General features: G+C 38.0%; 16 protein-coding genes, 1 tRNA gene and 1 riboswitch. Of the genes, 11 read left to right on the top strand and 6 right to left on the bottom strand.

The window, feature by feature from the left end; translation table 11 throughout:
* Positions 1-51: 51 nt before the first annotated feature.
* A riboswitch (Lysine riboswitch) is annotated at positions 52-232 on the top strand.
* Between the two features lie 146 nt (positions 233-378).
* Positions 379-1959: a Na+/H+ antiporter NhaC family protein gene (locus tag AC4D4B_RS03885; RefSeq protein WP_490996958.1), complete on the top strand. Its 1581-nt coding sequence runs from the start codon at positions 379-381 to the stop codon at positions 1957-1959.
* 99 nt (positions 1960-2058) lie between these two features.
* Here AC4D4B_RS03885 and AC4D4B_RS03880 read toward each other — a convergent pair whose 3' ends face one another.
* Together AC4D4B_RS03880 and AC4D4B_RS03875 are read right to left on the bottom strand one after the other, a co-directional pair.
* On the bottom strand, positions 2059-2340 hold the full coding sequence (locus AC4D4B_RS03880) for a hypothetical protein (RefSeq protein WP_490996957.1): 282 nt from the start codon (positions 2338-2340) through the stop codon (positions 2059-2061).
* 83 nt (positions 2341-2423) lie between these two features.
* The gene (locus tag AC4D4B_RS03875) at positions 2424-2687 is read right to left on the bottom strand and encodes a hypothetical protein (RefSeq protein WP_490996956.1); all 264 of its coding nucleotides are present in this window, start codon (positions 2685-2687) and stop codon (positions 2424-2426) included.
* A 260-nt stretch (positions 2688-2947) separates the two neighbouring features.
* Between AC4D4B_RS03875 and AC4D4B_RS03870 the strand changes: the two genes are divergently transcribed.
* Together AC4D4B_RS03870 and AC4D4B_RS03865 are read left to right on the top strand one after the other, a co-directional pair.
* On the top strand, positions 2948-3691 hold the full coding sequence (locus tag AC4D4B_RS03870; RefSeq protein WP_490999213.1) for a glycosyltransferase family 2 protein: 744 nt from the start codon (positions 2948-2950) through the stop codon (positions 3689-3691).
* A 121-nt stretch (positions 3692-3812) separates the two neighbouring features.
* Positions 3813-3883, top strand: a tRNA-Gly gene (locus AC4D4B_RS03865).
* Positions 3884-3940: 57 nt separating this feature from the next.
* Here AC4D4B_RS03865 and AC4D4B_RS03860 read toward each other — a convergent pair.
* Positions 3941-4630 carry a B3/B4 domain-containing protein gene (locus tag AC4D4B_RS03860; RefSeq protein ID WP_490996954.1) on the bottom strand — a complete coding sequence of 230 codons (690 nt, stop codon included), beginning with the start codon at positions 4628-4630 and terminating at the stop codon, positions 3941-3943.
* 83 nt (positions 4631-4713) lie between these two features.
* On the opposite strand from AC4D4B_RS03860, the gene queG reads away from it, so the two are divergent.
* From queG to yhbH, 8 genes are all read left to right on the top strand, one after another.
* Positions 4714-5853, top strand: a complete 1140-nt coding sequence (gene queG, locus AC4D4B_RS03855) for a tRNA epoxyqueuosine(34) reductase QueG (RefSeq protein WP_490996953.1) — start codon at positions 4714-4716, stop codon at positions 5851-5853.
* Positions 5854-5923: 70 nt separating this feature from the next.
* The gene (locus AC4D4B_RS03850; RefSeq protein ID WP_490999212.1) at positions 5924-6790 is read left to right on the top strand and encodes an amidase domain-containing protein; all 867 of its coding nucleotides are present in this window, start codon (positions 5924-5926) and stop codon (positions 6788-6790) included.
* A 72-nt stretch (positions 6791-6862) separates the two neighbouring features.
* The gene (trmL, locus tag AC4D4B_RS03845; RefSeq protein WP_490996951.1) at positions 6863-7339 is read left to right on the top strand and encodes a tRNA (uridine(34)/cytosine(34)/5-carboxymethylaminomethyluridine(34)-2'-O)-methyltransferase TrmL; all 477 of its coding nucleotides are present in this window, start codon (positions 6863-6865) and stop codon (positions 7337-7339) included.
* 107 nt (positions 7340-7446) lie between these two features.
* On the top strand, positions 7447-8184 hold the full coding sequence (nfsA, locus tag AC4D4B_RS03840) for an oxygen-insensitive NADPH nitroreductase (RefSeq protein ID WP_490999211.1): 738 nt from the start codon (positions 7447-7449) through the stop codon (positions 8182-8184).
* A gap of 204 nt (positions 8185-8388) precedes the next feature.
* Positions 8389-8616, top strand: a complete 228-nt coding sequence (locus tag AC4D4B_RS03835) for a hypothetical protein (RefSeq protein ID WP_490999210.1) — start codon at positions 8389-8391, stop codon at positions 8614-8616.
* 149 nt (positions 8617-8765) lie between these two features.
* Positions 8766-10661, top strand: coding sequence for a PrkA family serine protein kinase (locus AC4D4B_RS03830; RefSeq protein WP_066102762.1), 1896 nt, complete (start codon positions 8766-8768; stop codon positions 10659-10661).
* Between the two features lie 265 nt (positions 10662-10926).
* Positions 10927-11121 (top strand): hypothetical protein, encoded by a 195-nt coding sequence (locus AC4D4B_RS03825; protein WP_490996948.1) that lies wholly within the window; start codon positions 10927-10929, stop codon positions 11119-11121.
* 530 nt (positions 11122-11651) lie between these two features.
* Complete coding sequence (gene yhbH, locus AC4D4B_RS03820; RefSeq protein WP_490996947.1) at positions 11652-12815, top strand: sporulation protein YhbH; 1164 nt, start codon at positions 11652-11654, stop codon at positions 12813-12815.
* 82 nt (positions 12816-12897) lie between these two features.
* Here the strand turns inward: yhbH and AC4D4B_RS03815 are convergent, their stop codons facing one another.
* The 3 genes from AC4D4B_RS03815 to efeO are packed head-to-tail and all read right to left on the bottom strand — an operon-like array spanning position 12898 to position 16744.
* Positions 12898-14625 carry an FTR1 family iron permease gene (locus AC4D4B_RS03815; protein WP_490999209.1) on the bottom strand — a complete coding sequence of 576 codons (1728 nt, stop codon included), beginning with the start codon at positions 14623-14625 and terminating at the stop codon, positions 12898-12900.
* Positions 14600-15832 (bottom strand): iron uptake transporter deferrochelatase/peroxidase subunit, encoded by a 1233-nt coding sequence (efeB, locus tag AC4D4B_RS03810; protein WP_490999208.1) that lies wholly within the window; start codon positions 15830-15832, stop codon positions 14600-14602. Before efeB ends, AC4D4B_RS03815 begins: the two co-directional genes overlap by 26 nt.
* Positions 15833-15859: 27 nt before the next feature.
* Entirely contained in the window at positions 15860-16744 is an 885-nt protein-coding gene (gene efeO / locus AC4D4B_RS03805; protein WP_490999207.1) for an iron uptake system protein EfeO, read from the bottom strand.
* Between the last annotated feature and the right edge of the window lie 62 nt (positions 16745-16806).

Raw genomic sequence — 16806 nt, 5'->3', positions numbered from 1 at the left:
GGAATGTAATTTGTTATATTAGAATAACAATTAGATAGTACCTTATCATTCCGATGGGGTAGAGGCGCAGGATTCAAGAGTAAGCTATGTGAGGATGACAACAGAGAGCATAGCCGAAAGGGGAAACTGCCGAAGCAAGTTGATTAGTCAAAAATGAATTTGCTGGGGTTGTTTTAAATAAAAGCAACACTGTCATTATAAGAGGTTCTTATAATGAGGAGCTACAGGTCGTGATGGAGAAAGAAAAGCTGATACAGGGCTGCGGTAGATATTTCTCTATTGCAGCCCTTCTTTATTTTCTTTTGCATAAAAGGTAAGAGCGCAAGGGTCAGCACTCACGACGAGTTCCCCTTATTTATTTGGAGGAGGAAAAAAGGAATGGAGTCGACAGTTTATACGCTTATTCCCCCACTATTGGCAATTCTAATGGTGGCTATAACAAGGAAGGTTTTGCTTTCACTTGGTGTGGGGATTGTAGCATCAGCTTTTATGCTTACTGATTTTAATATTGGTGAGACATGTATCCTTATATGGGAAGCAGTAAAGGGAATCTTCATATCAGATGGATCACTCAATGTATCAAATATATATATTATTTTATTTTTGCTCATCCTGGGCATTATTACGGCTTTTATTTCAATTTCCGGTGGGAGCCGTGCTTTTGGTGAATGGGCGATGAAGCATGTTAAAACAAGAGTTGGAGCTCAGCTGGTAGCTGCATTACTTGGGATACTCATCTTCATTGATGATTATTTCAATGCTTTGGCGGTTGGCCAGGTAGCACGTCCGATTACAGATAGACATCAAATACCGAGAGCTAAGCTCGCCTATTTGATTGACTCTACCTCAGCGCCTATCTGTGTAATTATGCCAGTATCCAGTTGGGGGGCCTATATTATTGCACTGATAGGAGGAATTTTTATCACTCATGAGGTGACAGAATACAGTTCCATATCAGCGTTCATTCAAATGATTCCAATGAATTTTTATGCGATTGCAGCGTTGGCGATGGTATTCATTGTGATTTATCGAAATTGGAATATTGGTTCGATGAAAGTACATGAGGATAGAGCGGTAAAAGAAGGTATTCTTTATAATCCGTCCAAAACAGTTCCAGGTGAATTAAAGGAAGATTTACCGAGAAGTACAACAGGCAGGGTAGGAGATTTGGTAATCCCTATTGTAACTCTTATTGTAGGCACAGTGGCTGCGATGCTTTGGACAGGTTATCAAGCAGTTGCTGGACATGCGACACTTCTCACCATTTTTGAAAATACTGATGTTACTAAATCATTAGTTTTGGGTGGTACAATTGGAATTATAGTAACAATCATTATGTTTTTACGACAAGTCTTTGTTTTGCATGGAATATCTGTAAAGGTATTCACAGTAGGAGTAAAACACGGAATCGGCTCCATGCTGCCAGCAGTTTATATTTTATTATTTGCCTGGGCACTCGTTGATTTAATCGGCAGACTTGGAACTGGCCAGTATTTGGCTGGACTAGTACAGGATTTAAACTTAAATGTATCCTTTCTTCCATTACTTTTATTTTTAATAGCTGGATTGATGACATTTGCTACGGGTACATCATGGGGATCATTTGGTATCCTGCTTCCGATTGCTGGAGAAATTACAGCAGCAACAGATATTTCGATGATATTGCCGGCGATGGCGGCTGTATTGGCAGGTGCGGTATTTGGTGACCATTGCTCACCAATTTCCGATACAACCATTCTTTCTTCTACTGGTGCCTGTGCGAATCATATTGATCATGTGATGACTCAAATTCCATATGCTTTAATCTGTGCGGGTATTGCGATGGCAGGGTATATTGTTCTTGGATTTACAGGAAGTACACCTATGGGATTGATAACGATCATGATTTTGCTGGTATCTTTTATATGGCTATCTAAGCCTAAAAAGAAAGATAAATTAGAAAACAGTATGATTCATTAATAGATAGGATGGCTGGATACCGGTCATCCTTTTCTTGTTGACTGTGAAAATAATAATTTGATATTTGATACATAAAAGTAGACCATGATTGATGTCTACTTAAAATGTTACTTCTCCTGTTATAATCCCTATAAAAATAATAGCAATAAAAAAGGCTAATATGGAAAGTGCAAGTTTATTAAATAAAGGGATAGATTTTAGACGTTTTTTTAACTTATCAGAAAGATGGAAAGTGGGAATTAGTATAGAAATTCCAATTATAATGGCTAGTAAATCGGTGTAAGTAAATGGCTTACCAATATAACTGTCTAAATAAAAATTAGTCAGGATAAACACGCTAATTAGTATACACTGTATACCTAAATATTTAATAAGGTTCATTTTTATACTCTCTTCTTGGTAAAAATTAGCTAAGATAAAAGATTAAATAAAGCTCTTAAGATAATTGTGGGTTTAGAATTGATTTATTTTATCCGCACAAATTTCCCAATAGTAGTGATGATTATTCCGCATATCAAGGCAACGGCGATGAATGTAATTAGAAAAAACAAAGGAGAACCAGCTGTTCCAAAAGCCACTTCACTTTGGATTATTTCTATATTTTCCCATTCATTAGTGATATCGGGTTTATAAGTCTTTGTAGTTATATAGCCTACGATTAGGGATCCACCAATATAGATTATATGAATCACAAATGAAACAACCAATGATTGAATAATAGTTTTCATTTAAACACCCCCTTAACCACCTTTTATTTCCATTATAATCCATGTAGGTTATTTCAGTAAATAGTACATGTATCAAGTCTGGATGGAGTCTGAAAAACCCAATTGAAGTGTTTAATACATGAATAAAACGGATAAATATTATTATATTTATATAATAATTTAAAATTCAGAGAGTTATATAACTTTTAGGATAAATTTTATCAGGAGTGTGAGGAATCGTGAGAAGCAGTATTCCATTTAGGTCATTGGTATCTATTATCATGCCAAGCTATAATTCGAAGGTTTTTATCCGTCAAACTATAGAGTCAGTTAAAAAGCAAAGCTATGAAAACTGGGAATTAATTATTGTTGATGATGCTTCGACTGACAATAGCAGGGATATAATAAAAGAGTATCTACTGGATGATTCCAGAATTAAATTAATTACCCTGCAGGAGAATGTCGGTCCGGGCGAAGCCAGAAACATTGCTATTCAGGCAGCTAAAGGACATTATATTGCCTTTCTAAATAGCAAAGATTTATGGGCACCGAATAAATTGGAAAAGCAGCTTGAATTCATGGAAGCGCATAACTTAGCATTTAGTTACACTGATTATCAATTTATTGATGAAGAAAACCAAGCATATGAACCTGTTATTGAGATGCCGGTTCACCTTACATATCAAGACCTGTTAAGAGATACCACAGCGATTGGCTGCTCAACTGTCATGATCGATAAATATAAGGTTGGCAAAATTCAATTAGTACATAACCGAGATATTCCTGAAGACTTTGCCCTTTGGCTTTCTATATTGAAAAGAGGATTTAAAGCGAAGAGGCTAAAAAATGTCTATGTTTATCTTAGAAAAAGTAATGATGTTTTGGAAAATAACAATTACCAAACGGCATCAAGAATCTGGTCGTTATATCGTCAAGTAGAGAAATTAGGTGTTTTTGAATCAGCTTTCTGTTTCGTGAATTATGCAAAACACGAGGCGAAAAGAAATCGAAGCTTAAAAGAATAAGCAAATTGGCGCCCAACTAAATGAGGGTGCCACTTTTTACGTAAATAAAAAAAACGCGATTTTTGTCGAAAAAAGGTTGAATTCAAGTGAACTTTCTGCTAGTATAATATTTATCTTCTTTGCGGGTGTAGTTTAGTGGTAAAACCTCAGCCTTCCAAGCTGATGATGAGGGTTCGATTCCCTTCACCCGCTCTTGAATTGTTAACAACGCAGTGTTTCGTAACTTAGGAGTACGAAGCATTGCGTTTTTTATATTTTAATAGTATTGCATTCTTGGCTCAATAGATGGATGGCAGATTCTCCTCCATGGACTTGAATGAACATCTTGGATATCGCGTGCATGATTTGCTGAGCTTGTTCAATGGTGATTTCTGGATGAAAATAAATGATATGCAGTGCATCTGAAGTTCGGTCATTCACACTTGTGCGTACAGAATCAACATAAGGGCTACCAAAAGGGCCTTCTTGATCAAAAGAACCTATAATACCCTCCAATTTATTTACACGGCCATTTAATCCCTCATAATTATCCTCAGTAACACCAATTCGAAATTCTACATCACCTTTCACGGCGGATAAATCATATATTCCCAATGGACACGTATATTGCAGGGAGAAAAAATTATTGAGAGCAATCGCTGAATTGCCTGACGGCGTGTATGCTTCTTTTTTGACTCGTCTAAGTAAGGATTCTGCTGAGGGGCGGTAACGAGATGGATCACTTCCAGTTTGTTTAAATACTTTCCTCCATGATACAATCCCTTCGTATGCATCCAAGGATTTACTCTCTAGTTCAGTATGTAAATGTTCAATATAGAGCTGAAGGCGTCCTACCAGCATCGGGGGAATGGAATCAGCAACAATTTCGTGATAGCGGATAATACCGAATTTTACATCGCCCGCTTTTTCGAATAGCTGGCGATCTACATGAATTTGCATAAATTTACACCTCCAAAATGATTGGATATAGTTTACCATACATATAAGAGTTATTCATATTCACAGAGAAAGGAGAGGCTAAGATGGATTTTCAAAAACTCAAAGATGAGCTTATCGAATATAGCAAGACAATAGGAATTGATCAAATTGGATTTACATCAGCTGATCCTTTCCAGGTTTTAAAGAAAAGACTGATTGATCAACAGAACCTCAATTTTGCATCGGGTTTTGAAGAGCCAGATTTAGATAAGAGGACTAATCCAAGAAGGCTAATGCCGGAAGCGCAATCTATTATAGCTATTGCTGTAGTTTATCCATCGAAACTCAAGGATGCCCCTAAAAGTAAAGTGGGAGATAGACGGGGCATTTTTAGCCGCTCTTCTTGGGGACTAGATTATCACTATGTAGTGAAAGATCGCCTGAAGAAGCTTGAAGCTTTTATATTAGAGCGCATGCCGGATTCTCACTTATCCTCTATGGTTGATACAGGTGAGCTAGTTGATCGGGCCGTAGCAGAGCGGGCGGGTATAGGCTGGAGCGGCAAAAATTGTTCGATTTTAAATGAAGAATTTGGTTCATATATGTACCTTGGCGAAATGATTACAAGCATTCCATTTCCTCCGGATACTCCAATGGAGGATTTGTGCGGAACCTGTACAAAATGTTTGGATGCCTGTCCTACCGGTGCGCTGGTTCAGGGAGGAAAGATTAATGCAAAGCGATGTATATCCTTCCTGACTCAAACGAAGGATATGATTCCTTATGAATTCAGAGATAAAATGGGCAATAGAGTATATGGATGTGATTCCTGTCAGACATCATGTCCTTATAATCGCCGTATAGATTTTCATAATCACCCTGAATGTGAATCTGATCCCGAGTTGGCAAAACCTCAGCTTGTTTCTCTTTTAAGCTTAAGTAACCGCCAATTTAAAGAGAAGTTTGGCAGTGTCTCAGGTTCTTGGCGTGGGAAGATGCCGATTCAAAGAAATGCTATTATCGCATTGGCACATTTTAAGGATCCAGAAAGTGTTGCTTCAATTAAAGAATTGCTGCAAAAGGATCCTAGGCCTGTTATCAGGGGTACAGCAGCATGGGCGCTTGGAAAAATAGGTTCCCAGGAAGCAATGTCCGTATTAAAGGATTGTTTAAAAGAAGAGACCGATCAGATGGTCGTAGATGAAATAAATAATGCCCTAGAACGCCTTATGTTACCGGAGTAGCTTTTTACTCCGGTTTTTTGTATGTATTTTAGTCATTCATCATACTTTTTAGAGAAGGAGTGGTGAATGGATGAAAGAGCAACTGCAAAAACTGGTCGAGGAGAGAATCCAAAAACTCAAAGAGAATACATCCTCAAATAAGACAGATAATATGGAAAGCTTACTGAAGAAGCAGGCGGGCATGCGAAAACGCAATGGAGAAATAGTGAAAGTCATGGCAAAAGGACATGTGAAAAAAATTAAGGAGCGGGAAGATGTCGTCGATGCGATATATGAGACTCATTGGAAGCTTGTAATGAAGCAAGGAACACAATTTTACATGGAAGAACATGTGGAGCTTCGTAAAGCTTCCTTTAAAGGAACTAAACTCCTAATAGATCAGAAATTAAATGTTAAACCTCAACTAATGGAACAAGACCTCCTGAGGAGTTTAGATCTTACTTCCTCGCGTGCCAAGATTGCCTATAATCGGTTAAAGGCGGTTCAATACGCCGAGAGATGGTGGAATTCCTTTAATCCCACCTACCCACAATTCACTGATGATTGTACGAATTTTATATCTCAATGTTTGTATGCAGGTGGCATACCGATGTGGGGTAAACCTAATCGTTCAAAGGGGTGGTGGATAGAAGAGAAAAGTAATTGGAGCTTTAGCTGGACAGTGGCACATGCTTTTATGCTCATGTTAAAGGCAGCTTCTTGGACGAAGGAAGTAAAGAATCCTTCCCAATTAATGATTGGAGATATTATTTGTTATGATTTTGAAGGGGATGGCAGGTTTAATCATAATACGATTGTGACCGGAAAGGATGAATATGGCTACCCATTGGTGAATGCTCATACAACGAACAGCCGTATGAGATACTGGAATTATGAAGATTCTACTGCCTATACGCCTAACATCCAATATAAATATTTTCATATAATAACGAATTAGGTCTTCCATTTTTGGAAAAAGAGAAATAGTGTTATAATGAAGGCTGCTTATACTAACCAGAGGTGAGGAAAAGTGTCTTTACATATTGTTTTATACCAACCATTAATCCCGGCAAATACGGGGAATATTGCCCGTACATGTGCAGCTACTGATACAACCCTGCATTTAATCCGTCCTTTGGGCTTTTCCACTGACGATAAAGCTTTAAAGCGTGCCGGCCTTGACTATTGGGAGCATGTAACTATTATTTATTACGATTCAATTGAAGAATTTTTTGAAAAGAACAGTGGTGGAGAGTTCTTTTATATCACAAAGTTTGCGAAGAATTATCATAGTGATATCTCATATGAAGATACCGATAAAGATTACTACTTTATCTTCGGCCGAGAAACGACAGGTCTGCCAAAGCATTTATTAGAGGAACATCCTGAAAGAGGATTGCGTTTACCTATGAATGATACTCATGTTCGTTCGCTTAATTTATCGAATACAGCAGCAATTGTTATCTATGAAGCGTTACGCCAACAAAATTATATTCATTTGACATAACTTCTCTTTCTAGAGAAGTTTTTGTTTTATAAAGAGTTAAACAAAATTTTAGATAACACTTCTATAATTTGTTATATTTGTACTACGTTATAAAGGAGCTGAGTCCAGTGAATGAAACGATTAACCTATTAAATAATCACCGATCGATTCGTAAATTTAAAGAGAAACCTCTGTCCAGGGAGCAGGTTGAAACAATTATAAGTGCAGCCCAGTCTGCATCCACATCGAGTTTTGTTCAAGCTTATTCAATCATTGGGGTCAGTGATCAAAATAAAAAGAGACAATTAGCGGAGCTGGCAGGTGGACAATCGTATGTTGAACACAATGGATATTTTCTAATGTTTTGCGCCGATTATCATCGCCATAAGATAGCTGCTGATATGGAAGGTATGAATATGGATCGCAATCTGGAAAGCATGGAAACATTCATGATTGCATTAATTGATACAGCATTGGCTGCACAAAATGCTGCCATTGCAGCTGAGTCTATGGATCTTGGTATTTGTTACATCGGTGGTATACGGAACAATATCGAAAAGGTATCTGAGCTTTTAAAATTGCCAGATCGTGTTATTCCACTCTTTGGAATGGCTATTGGCTATCCAGATCATGAATTTGATCTTAAACCGCGCTTACCACTGAAAGCAGTCTTTCATGAGAATGAATACGAGGACAAGCAAGCAGAACTCGAAGAATACAACGAAATTATCTCTGCTTACTATAATGAGCGTACAAACGGATTGAGAAATGATAAATGGACAGAGCAAGTCGTTGATATGTTAACTAGTAAACAACGTGAATTTATGATGGATTTTGTTAAATCCAAACACTTTGCGCTCAAATAAATAAAAATACAAATACCCCTCACTTTGAGAAAAAAAGTGAGGGGTATTTTGTGTTTTGTTGCTATGGGACGTGGTTATTTTAGTCTTTGTTCCTTAATGCAGTCGTTTCAGCTTTTTAGTTAATCTAGCTTCGGGGCCTAGCTCCTCGAGACATAAGTGTAGCCACTACGGGAGGAAAGAGCATCTCCCTACGTGCCTCCTCTTATGCTTGTCGGAGGCCAACAGGATGTTGGTCACAAAGACGTTGCCACACGATGTGGCGTTCTTAGTCTTTGTTCCTTAATGCCTCAGCTTTTTGGTTTAATTAGTTTTATCATTGTAGCCGCCGGTGAAGATGGCTGCGAGGAATGCTACGGATACGGCAATTATAATGGCAAGTTTCATTGGATGATCCTCCTTGTATGGATGCTTTGGAAAAAGTATACCATATAAGTTAATTTTTTCTCTACTGAGAATATTTTAGAAAATTATAAATTGGGCAATTCATTATGGATTCTTAAGGGGCTTACACATGTTTGGCTAAATACGTGCATACAGTATTAGTAGCAGCTGAATCACAGCTAGGGGAGGATTAATACTGAATGGATATCATTAAAAAAATAGAACAATTTAGAGAAGAAGAGGAAAAGCTGAAGTGGGAAGGGACATTCGGTGATTATTTGCAATTATTAAAGAAAACACCCTTAGTAGCTCAATCAGCTCATTCCAGGGTTTACAACATGATTAAGGATGCAGGTGTAGAAATTGTTGATGGGAAGAAAAAATACAGCTTTTTTAAAGATGAATTATTTGGCCTCGAGGAGTCACTTGAGCGCCTTGTAGAGGAATATTTTCATCCAGCTGCTAAACGATTAGATGTGCGAAAACGTATTTTGCTACTAATGGGACCTGTGAGTGGTGGTAAATCGACCTTAGTAACGCTTTTGAAACGCGGATTAGAACGATATTCACGGACGGATCGGGGAGCGATTTATGCAATAAAGGGTTGCCCGATGCATGAAGATCCATTGCATTTAATACCGGCACATTTACGTAATGATTTCTTTGAGGAGTATGGAATCAGGATTGAAGGTAATCTTTCACCTCTAAATTTGATGAGGTTGGAACAGGAATATGGTGGCCGTATTGAAGATATGCTGGTAGAAAGGATATTCCTCTCAGAAGATAAGCGGATTGGAGTAGGGACATTTAGTCCATCTGATCCGAAATCACAGGACATTGCAGATTTAACTGGAAGCATCGACTTTTCTACGATTGCTACGTATGGGTCAGAGTCCGATCCGCGCGCATATCGATTTGATGGTGAGTTAAACAAAGCGAATCGCGGGATGATGGAATTCCAGGAGATGCTGAAGTGTGATGAAAAATTCCTGTGGCACCTGCTTTCTTTGACTCAGGAGGGTAATTTTAAAGCTGGCCGATTTGCGCTGATTAGTGCCGATGAATTAATTATAGCGCACACGAATGAAACAGAATATCGCTCCTTTATATCCAATAAAAAGAATGAAGCCCTGCATTCCAGGATTATCGTAATGCCAGTCCCTTACAACTTGAAAGTATCCGAGGAAGAAAAAATCTATGAAAAAATGATTCATGACAGTGATGTATCAAATGTTCATATTGCTCCGCATACTTTAAGGGTTGCAGCCATGTTTACTACTCTTAGCAGATTAAAAGATCCAAAAAAAGGTGATATTGATCTTGTTAAGAAAATGAGGCTATATGATGGAGAAAACGTGGAAGGTTTTAATTCTGCAGATGTAGAAGAATTGAAGAAGGAGCATTCGGATGAAGGGATGGGCGGCATCGATCCACGTTATGTCATTAACCGAATATCTTCAACTATTATTAGGAAAGAAACACCTTCCATTAATGCACTGGATGTATTGCGTTCCCTGAAAGAAGGGTTGGATCAGCATGCTTCCATTACAGCCGAGTTGAAAGAACGGTATATGAATTATATCTCACTTGCCCGAAAAGAATATGATGATATTGCGAAGAAGGAAGTACAGAAGGCATTCGTTTATTCCTATGAGGAATCAGCCAAAACGTTGATGAATAATTATTTGGATAATGTGGAGGCATTCTGCAATAAGTCAAAACTTCGTGATGTCCTAACAGGTGAGGAAATCAATCCTGATGAAAAATTAATGCGATCTATTGAAGAACAAATCGGAATTTCCGAGAATGCTAAGAAAGCATTTAGGGAAGAAATCTTAATTCGAATTTCGGCATATGCCCGTAAAGGAAAACGGTTCGATTATAATTCTCATGACCGTTTAAGGGAAGCAATACAGAAGAAGCTGTTCGCTGACTTGAAGGATGTCGTTAAAATTACAACCTCCTCTAAAACTCCAGATGAAAGTCAATTGAAGAAGGTAAACGAGGTAGTTGCCAGATTAATAGATGAACATGGATATAATTCTACCTCAGCAAATGAGCTTCTGCGGTATGTAGGCAGCTTGTTGAATAGATAAGTATTAACAAAGGAGAGCTATCTTACATGTCGAGGTATTCGACTTGTGGATAGTTCTTTTTAGGTTGCTTTCTGAAGATTAATGAGGGTACCTATCTAAATTTAGCTGTTATCGGGGGAGACGGTTGGAAAATGGCTCAGGTTGGTCGGAAATAACGTTAAACGGGTGGAAGATTGTTCAGTCTAAGGATTTTCCATCGTTTTCAATTGGGAAATAATGTTTATTAAACCAAGAGGATGGGAAAAGGTCTTATGAGGTGATAAAAATGAAAAAAGACGCAAAGGCAGATACAATCGCTGAAAGTCTAGCTGAAAATGGCTCAATGGCACCGGATCTTGAAGAAATGAAGAACCTTGGAAAACAGATGGAGCACCTTAGAACAAATAAAGAATTATCGAAAGAATATAATAAGCAGCCTGATCCTGTTCAACATGAGGAAGAAGAGGCAGAAAATAAATAAACATATAGTAGTTTAACAAAACGCTTGGTAAATAGTATCTCCCATTGTATGTTCTGTTTGACAATAAGGGGATCTATAAGCGTTTTTTCTTTTGATTAGATAATTGCCTAATACCAAATCGTTGAATTAGTACATAAAGGTGAAATGAGTCTGGAGACCTGGTCAATTTTTAAAGAAAAATTGCTCTCTGCGTTTAGCTTCTAAAATCTATATTTAGCAATTCTCCACCAAATCGTACATTCCCTTTTATCAAACTCCTCTCAATGGTTTTATCTGAACCTTAATCTCATAATCAATATTACTTTTATTAATACTTATCCTTATCCTAAACTATTTTCAAGTAATAAGGTGGTTATAGATTCTATAATTCAAATGACAAGGGGATAAGCAAAACTTTGTCTTATTTTAAGAATATTTTGGCAATAAATCGTAGTTTACGCATAGGATAGAGTAATCAAACATTAAATTCTAAAAAAGACTATTTAACATCTAGAGTATATGATAAATGTGTTATAGGAGGGGAAAAAACGATGTCGGATAAGAACAATAGCCATCAGTTCGCCATTTCAAAGGAAGATTGGGCCCTCCATCGAAAAGGTTTTGATGATCAGCAAAGACATCAGGAGAAAGTACAGGAAGCGATACGTAATAATCTACCTGATCTTATAACAGAGGAAAGCATTATTATGTCCAACGGAAAGAATGTTGTAAAAATCCCGATACGCTCTCTTGATGAATATAAGATTCGTTATAATTATGATAAAAACAAGCATGTTGGTCAGGGAGATGGAGATTCCCAGGTTGGAGATGTAGTAGCAAGAGATGGAAGTGGACAAAAGGCGCCAGGAAAAGGAGGAGAAGCTGGAGATCAGGCAGGAGAGGATTATGTTGAGTCTGAAGTTTCTTTATTGGAAATAGAGGAAGCCTTATTTGCACAATTGGAATTACCGAACTTAAAAGAAAAGGAACAGGGAGATCATACCATTGAGCATTACGAATTCAATGATATTCGTAAAACAGGTTTAATGGGAAATGTGGATAAGAAGCGAACGATGATTAGTGCATTTAAAAGAAATGCACTGGGTGGCAATCCTGGATTTACACCTATTTATCAGGATGATCTTAAATTTAAAACATGGAATTCAGTTGTGAAGCCAGAATCTAAAGCAGTCGTTTTGGCTATGATGGATACTTCTGGAAGTATGGGACTTTGGGAAAAATATATGGCACGTAGCTTTTTCTTTTGGATGACACGTTTCTTGAGAACGAAATATGAAACAGTTGACATCGAGTTTATTGCTCATCATACAGAAGCAAAGGTGGTAGACGAAGAGGATTTCTTTTCTAAAGGTGAAAGCGGTGGGACGATTTGTTCATCAGCCTATCGGAAAGCATTAGAAATAATTGAACAAAAGTATCCGATGGAACGCTATAATATTTATCCTTTTCATTTTTCAGATGGTGATAACTTAACTTCAGATAATCCTCGTTGCATAAAACTTGTGGAAGAGTTGATGGAAGTATCTAATATGTTTGGGTATGGTGAAGTTAATCAATACAATCGTAATTCCACATTAATGTCCGCATATAAAAATATTAAAGATGAAAAGTTTCAACACTATATATTGAAGCAAAAGGCAGATGTCTTTCATGCTTTGCAGTCATTCTTTAAACCAGAGAGTATGATTCATTAAAGTATGTTTCTCTTTAAGAAGTAAATAATTAAATTGCTTAGTATAAAGACGCTAGGGTATTTATCCTCTAGCGTCTTCTGATTTAACTGGACTTCTTGGTATTACTATTTTTTGTTTTATTATAAATTGCTATTGTCACATAAATAAGGATCAAAATGAGTTGACCGGTCATAGTTTCAACTGTTGGATAAAAACCAATTTGATTGACCACGGGTAATTGGTGAATGACGGTCGTCGGCAATATATTGGTGAGTTGTAATGTATGAATACTTGAACCGATGATCTTAAATGCTAATACATAGATGAAAATGGTGGCTACAAAGAAAAATTTATGTACTTGAATCCGTACACTCATTTTGAATAATATAAAGGCAACAAGAGCCAGAATGACTAATGCAATGATAATACCGAGGGTAAAATCAAACATCGGCATGTTGGGGGCAATACCCACGTAAAAAATAATAGTTTCCGCTCCTTCACGGAAAACAGATAAAAACGATACAGTAGCCATGGCAAACATAGATTGTTTTGAGATGGCTTGTCCCATTTGCTTCGATAAATAAGAGTTCCAGGATGCAACATTAGATTTGTTATGAAGCCATCCCCCGACCCCAATCATCATGGCAGCGGCAATTAGTCCGACATAGCCCTCCAAGATTTCGCGGCTCGTATTAACGGTCAATGAATTAAAGATGAACGATAATGCCACAGCGGCTACTGCAGATACAAGGACCCCTAAAAGAGCACCCATATAAATCCATCGAGCCATGTGCTCCTGATTCGATTTCTTCAGGAATGATACGAGTACCATAATAATAAGAAGTGCTTCCAAACCTTCACGCAATAAGATCAATGCAGAATCCCAAAAAGTATAATCGCTATCTTCCTGCAATAATTGGATTTCTGTTTTGAAATTAGATAATTGGTTAGTGATCGAATCTGCATCTATAGTATCTTTCGTTAATTCACTGACCAGAATTGGTAAATCACTTTCCAAGTTTGTATATAAGGAACTGTTGCGGGTAGAAACCTCCATTTCAATGTTCGGCCAAACAATAATGAATTCTGTCAAAGCATCACTGGCCTCGTCAAACTTTTCCATATCAATAGCCTGCAAGGCATCATCAATATGATTAATTAACGTTTGGAGTGAGTAACTTCCTTCTTCAACAGCAATATCTTCACCTGCCAAAAATTGTTCAATGGACGCTTTAAACGCTGCATATTGACTTGCTGCAAGGGGTAAGTCTGGGTCTTCACTTGCCAATGTGATGCGAATAAAAGCTAACTGTGTTTCAATTTGTCCATACATACCTATACTTTGAGCACGTACAGGCTGTTCATATTGATTCCATTTGCCATTAAGAACATTGTATGCCTGTAGAATCTTTTCATAATCGTCTGTAGCTAATGCTTCTTCAAATTGCCTCATATAAGGTATATACTTCGTTTCAAATTCTTTCCGTTCAGCTTCCTCATCAACTGGATTTTCAAGTTTCTCTAATTGGGAAAGAGCTGTTGATAGCTGCATGATTGCCTTGACTCGTTCTTCTTGTGTAGAAGATTCAAGTACCGCGTTTAGCGCATCATCAACAGCACTTTTTGTTTCCTTCTCTTCGGAAGTCACCGATGCCCAATCGTCTGCAAACTTATTGATAGCTACTTGGGTTTGCTCGTCATTTCCTTGTTTTGCATTAATTAATGCATCACTAATTGATATGTAAAAAGAGCTGTAGGATGTAGCAGCTGAAGCTGGCAAGGCTACAAGCATACAAACTAGAAAACTACAAATTTGTAAAAAGCGCTTCACCTAAAAAACTCCCTTTTTCAACACCAGGGAAGCAGGCAAAAATGGCGCTGCCTCGATGTGTAATATATTCATTTAATTTATCGCTACGGCCTAAACTATTTTGAATGTCTATAAACTGTTGCGGATGTTTTTGGAACGAGATAAATAGCAAGCCAGCATCATAAGCCCCGGTGTTTGGCATAATGCCTGAAGAATAGGAAAAAGAACGGCGGAGAATCTTGTGCTTCGCTAATCGGGCAAGATGGACATGGGATGTTTCCGGAACGATGTAGTTGCCGTTTGTATCTTTCTCCAATTCATTAAAATCGTCAAATTCATCTTTCTTACCGAATGCCGCTCCGCTGTCACGATAGCGGCCAAATGTTGCTTCCTGCTGATGTAAGCTGGTCCGGTCCCATGTTTCCAAATGCATTTGAATGCGACGATAAACCAAATAGGTTCCATTTACCAGCCAATTTTTCGATTCACCGGATTGAATCCATACTGAATCATTATATTCACTGTTTGTGGCAGGATTAACAGTACCATCTTTAAATGCAAATAAGTTGCGTGGTGTGCCACCATCGCGAGGTATGGCATTAAAACCAGCTTGGGACCATTTGATTTTGACCTTTCCATTTGCCGCACGAACTAAATTCCGTACGGCGTGAAAGGCTATTTGAGGATCATCTGCACATGCTTGTATGCAAATATCCCCGCCTTTGTATTCTTCATCTAATTGATCTTTTGGGAAATGTGGCAAATCTATAAATTCTTTCGGTTTTAAGCTGTGAATATTTAGTTTTTTATTTTCAAAGAGAGAGGGACCAACCCCAAACGTTATGGTTAAATTAGAAGCATCGATTCCCATCGCTTCACCAGTATCAGTGGGAGGGATGTGACCGTTAGTGGATGGCTCGACCATCTGCTCCCCATTCATTAGCCGTACGGTAAGGGGTGTCCACAATTTAAATAATTGGCACAATTCCTCACTTGAATCTACTAAAACGTCCAATGCGGCAAAGTATATATGGCTTTGCAAAGGGCTTGTGATGCCGGATTGATGACGTCCATAAAATGCGATTTTGTTTTCTGCAGACTGGTTATCATCAAAGGAGGGCTGCAACTCATAGCCTAAAGCCTTCACCGTGGAAGTCAATCCGCTTGCACCGATAACCATTCCTGTTGCTCCGATGCCGGTCAATTTCAACATCTCGCGTCTTGTCATTTTGTTAGTAGACAACGATTATCACCCTTATTCTAAAATGATTCCCATTTGGCTTAATGGTTCACCCAGTTCATTAACGGCTGTGGCTAATACGTTTGTATCTTCCTTCGTCAATTCATCGTATGATACATAGCCGCCATCCGTCGTTTCGTATTTTGTTAATAAATCATTGAGTTTAGCGAATTTTTCTTCCAGTGTAGCGACTAAGGCTTTATCTTTTTCTTCGATTTTAGCATGTAAAATCTCAAAGATTTTTTCTGCTCCTTCGATATTAGCTTTAAAGTCATAAAGGTCAGTATGTGAGTAAATTTCTTCTTCACCTGTAATTTTTGAGGTGGATACTTCGTTCAATAAATCAACAGCACCAGTGATCATTAAATCGGGTTCTACTTCGACTGTTTGTACTAATGCATGCAATTCCTTTGTATCAGCTAATAATTGATTCGCGACTTCTTCATAACCCTTAGTTGTGTTTTCAATCCATAATGCATACTCAAGTTTATGGTAGCCAGTCCATTCTTCTTCGCCTTTGCCTTCTTCCTGGATATCAGCCAGACGGCCATCAATGCGTGGATCTAAGTCACCGAAGCTTTCCGCAATTGGCTCAGAGCGTTCAAAGAACATGCGCGCTTCAGGATATAATGCTTTCGCCGTTTCGATATCTCCTTCCAGGAACGTAGTAACAAATTTTTCAGTCTCGACTAGAAAAGAATCCATTTGTTCCAAAGCGAATGTTTTATAAGTATCCGTTTCGGTTTTCAAGTCGGCAACAGTTGTTTTAGTCGATGTTGTTTGGTCTGCCGGTGTGGCAGGGGAAGCTGTATCTTCTTCTGTACCGCATCCAGCTAATAGTAGGGAGGCTGATAAAACAGCTGCTGACATCATATTGAATTTTATAGACTTAAATTTCATAATTTGTAACCTTCTCTCTAGAAATTGTTATTGTAGAGATAATAAAATCCTTCTTAGTGTCC

It is taken from the genome of Pradoshia sp. Z6_59, from assembly GCF_058267515.1.
The sequence above is the reverse complement of the archived record's forward strand: the minus strand, read 5'-3'. Positions and strand labels throughout refer to the sequence as shown.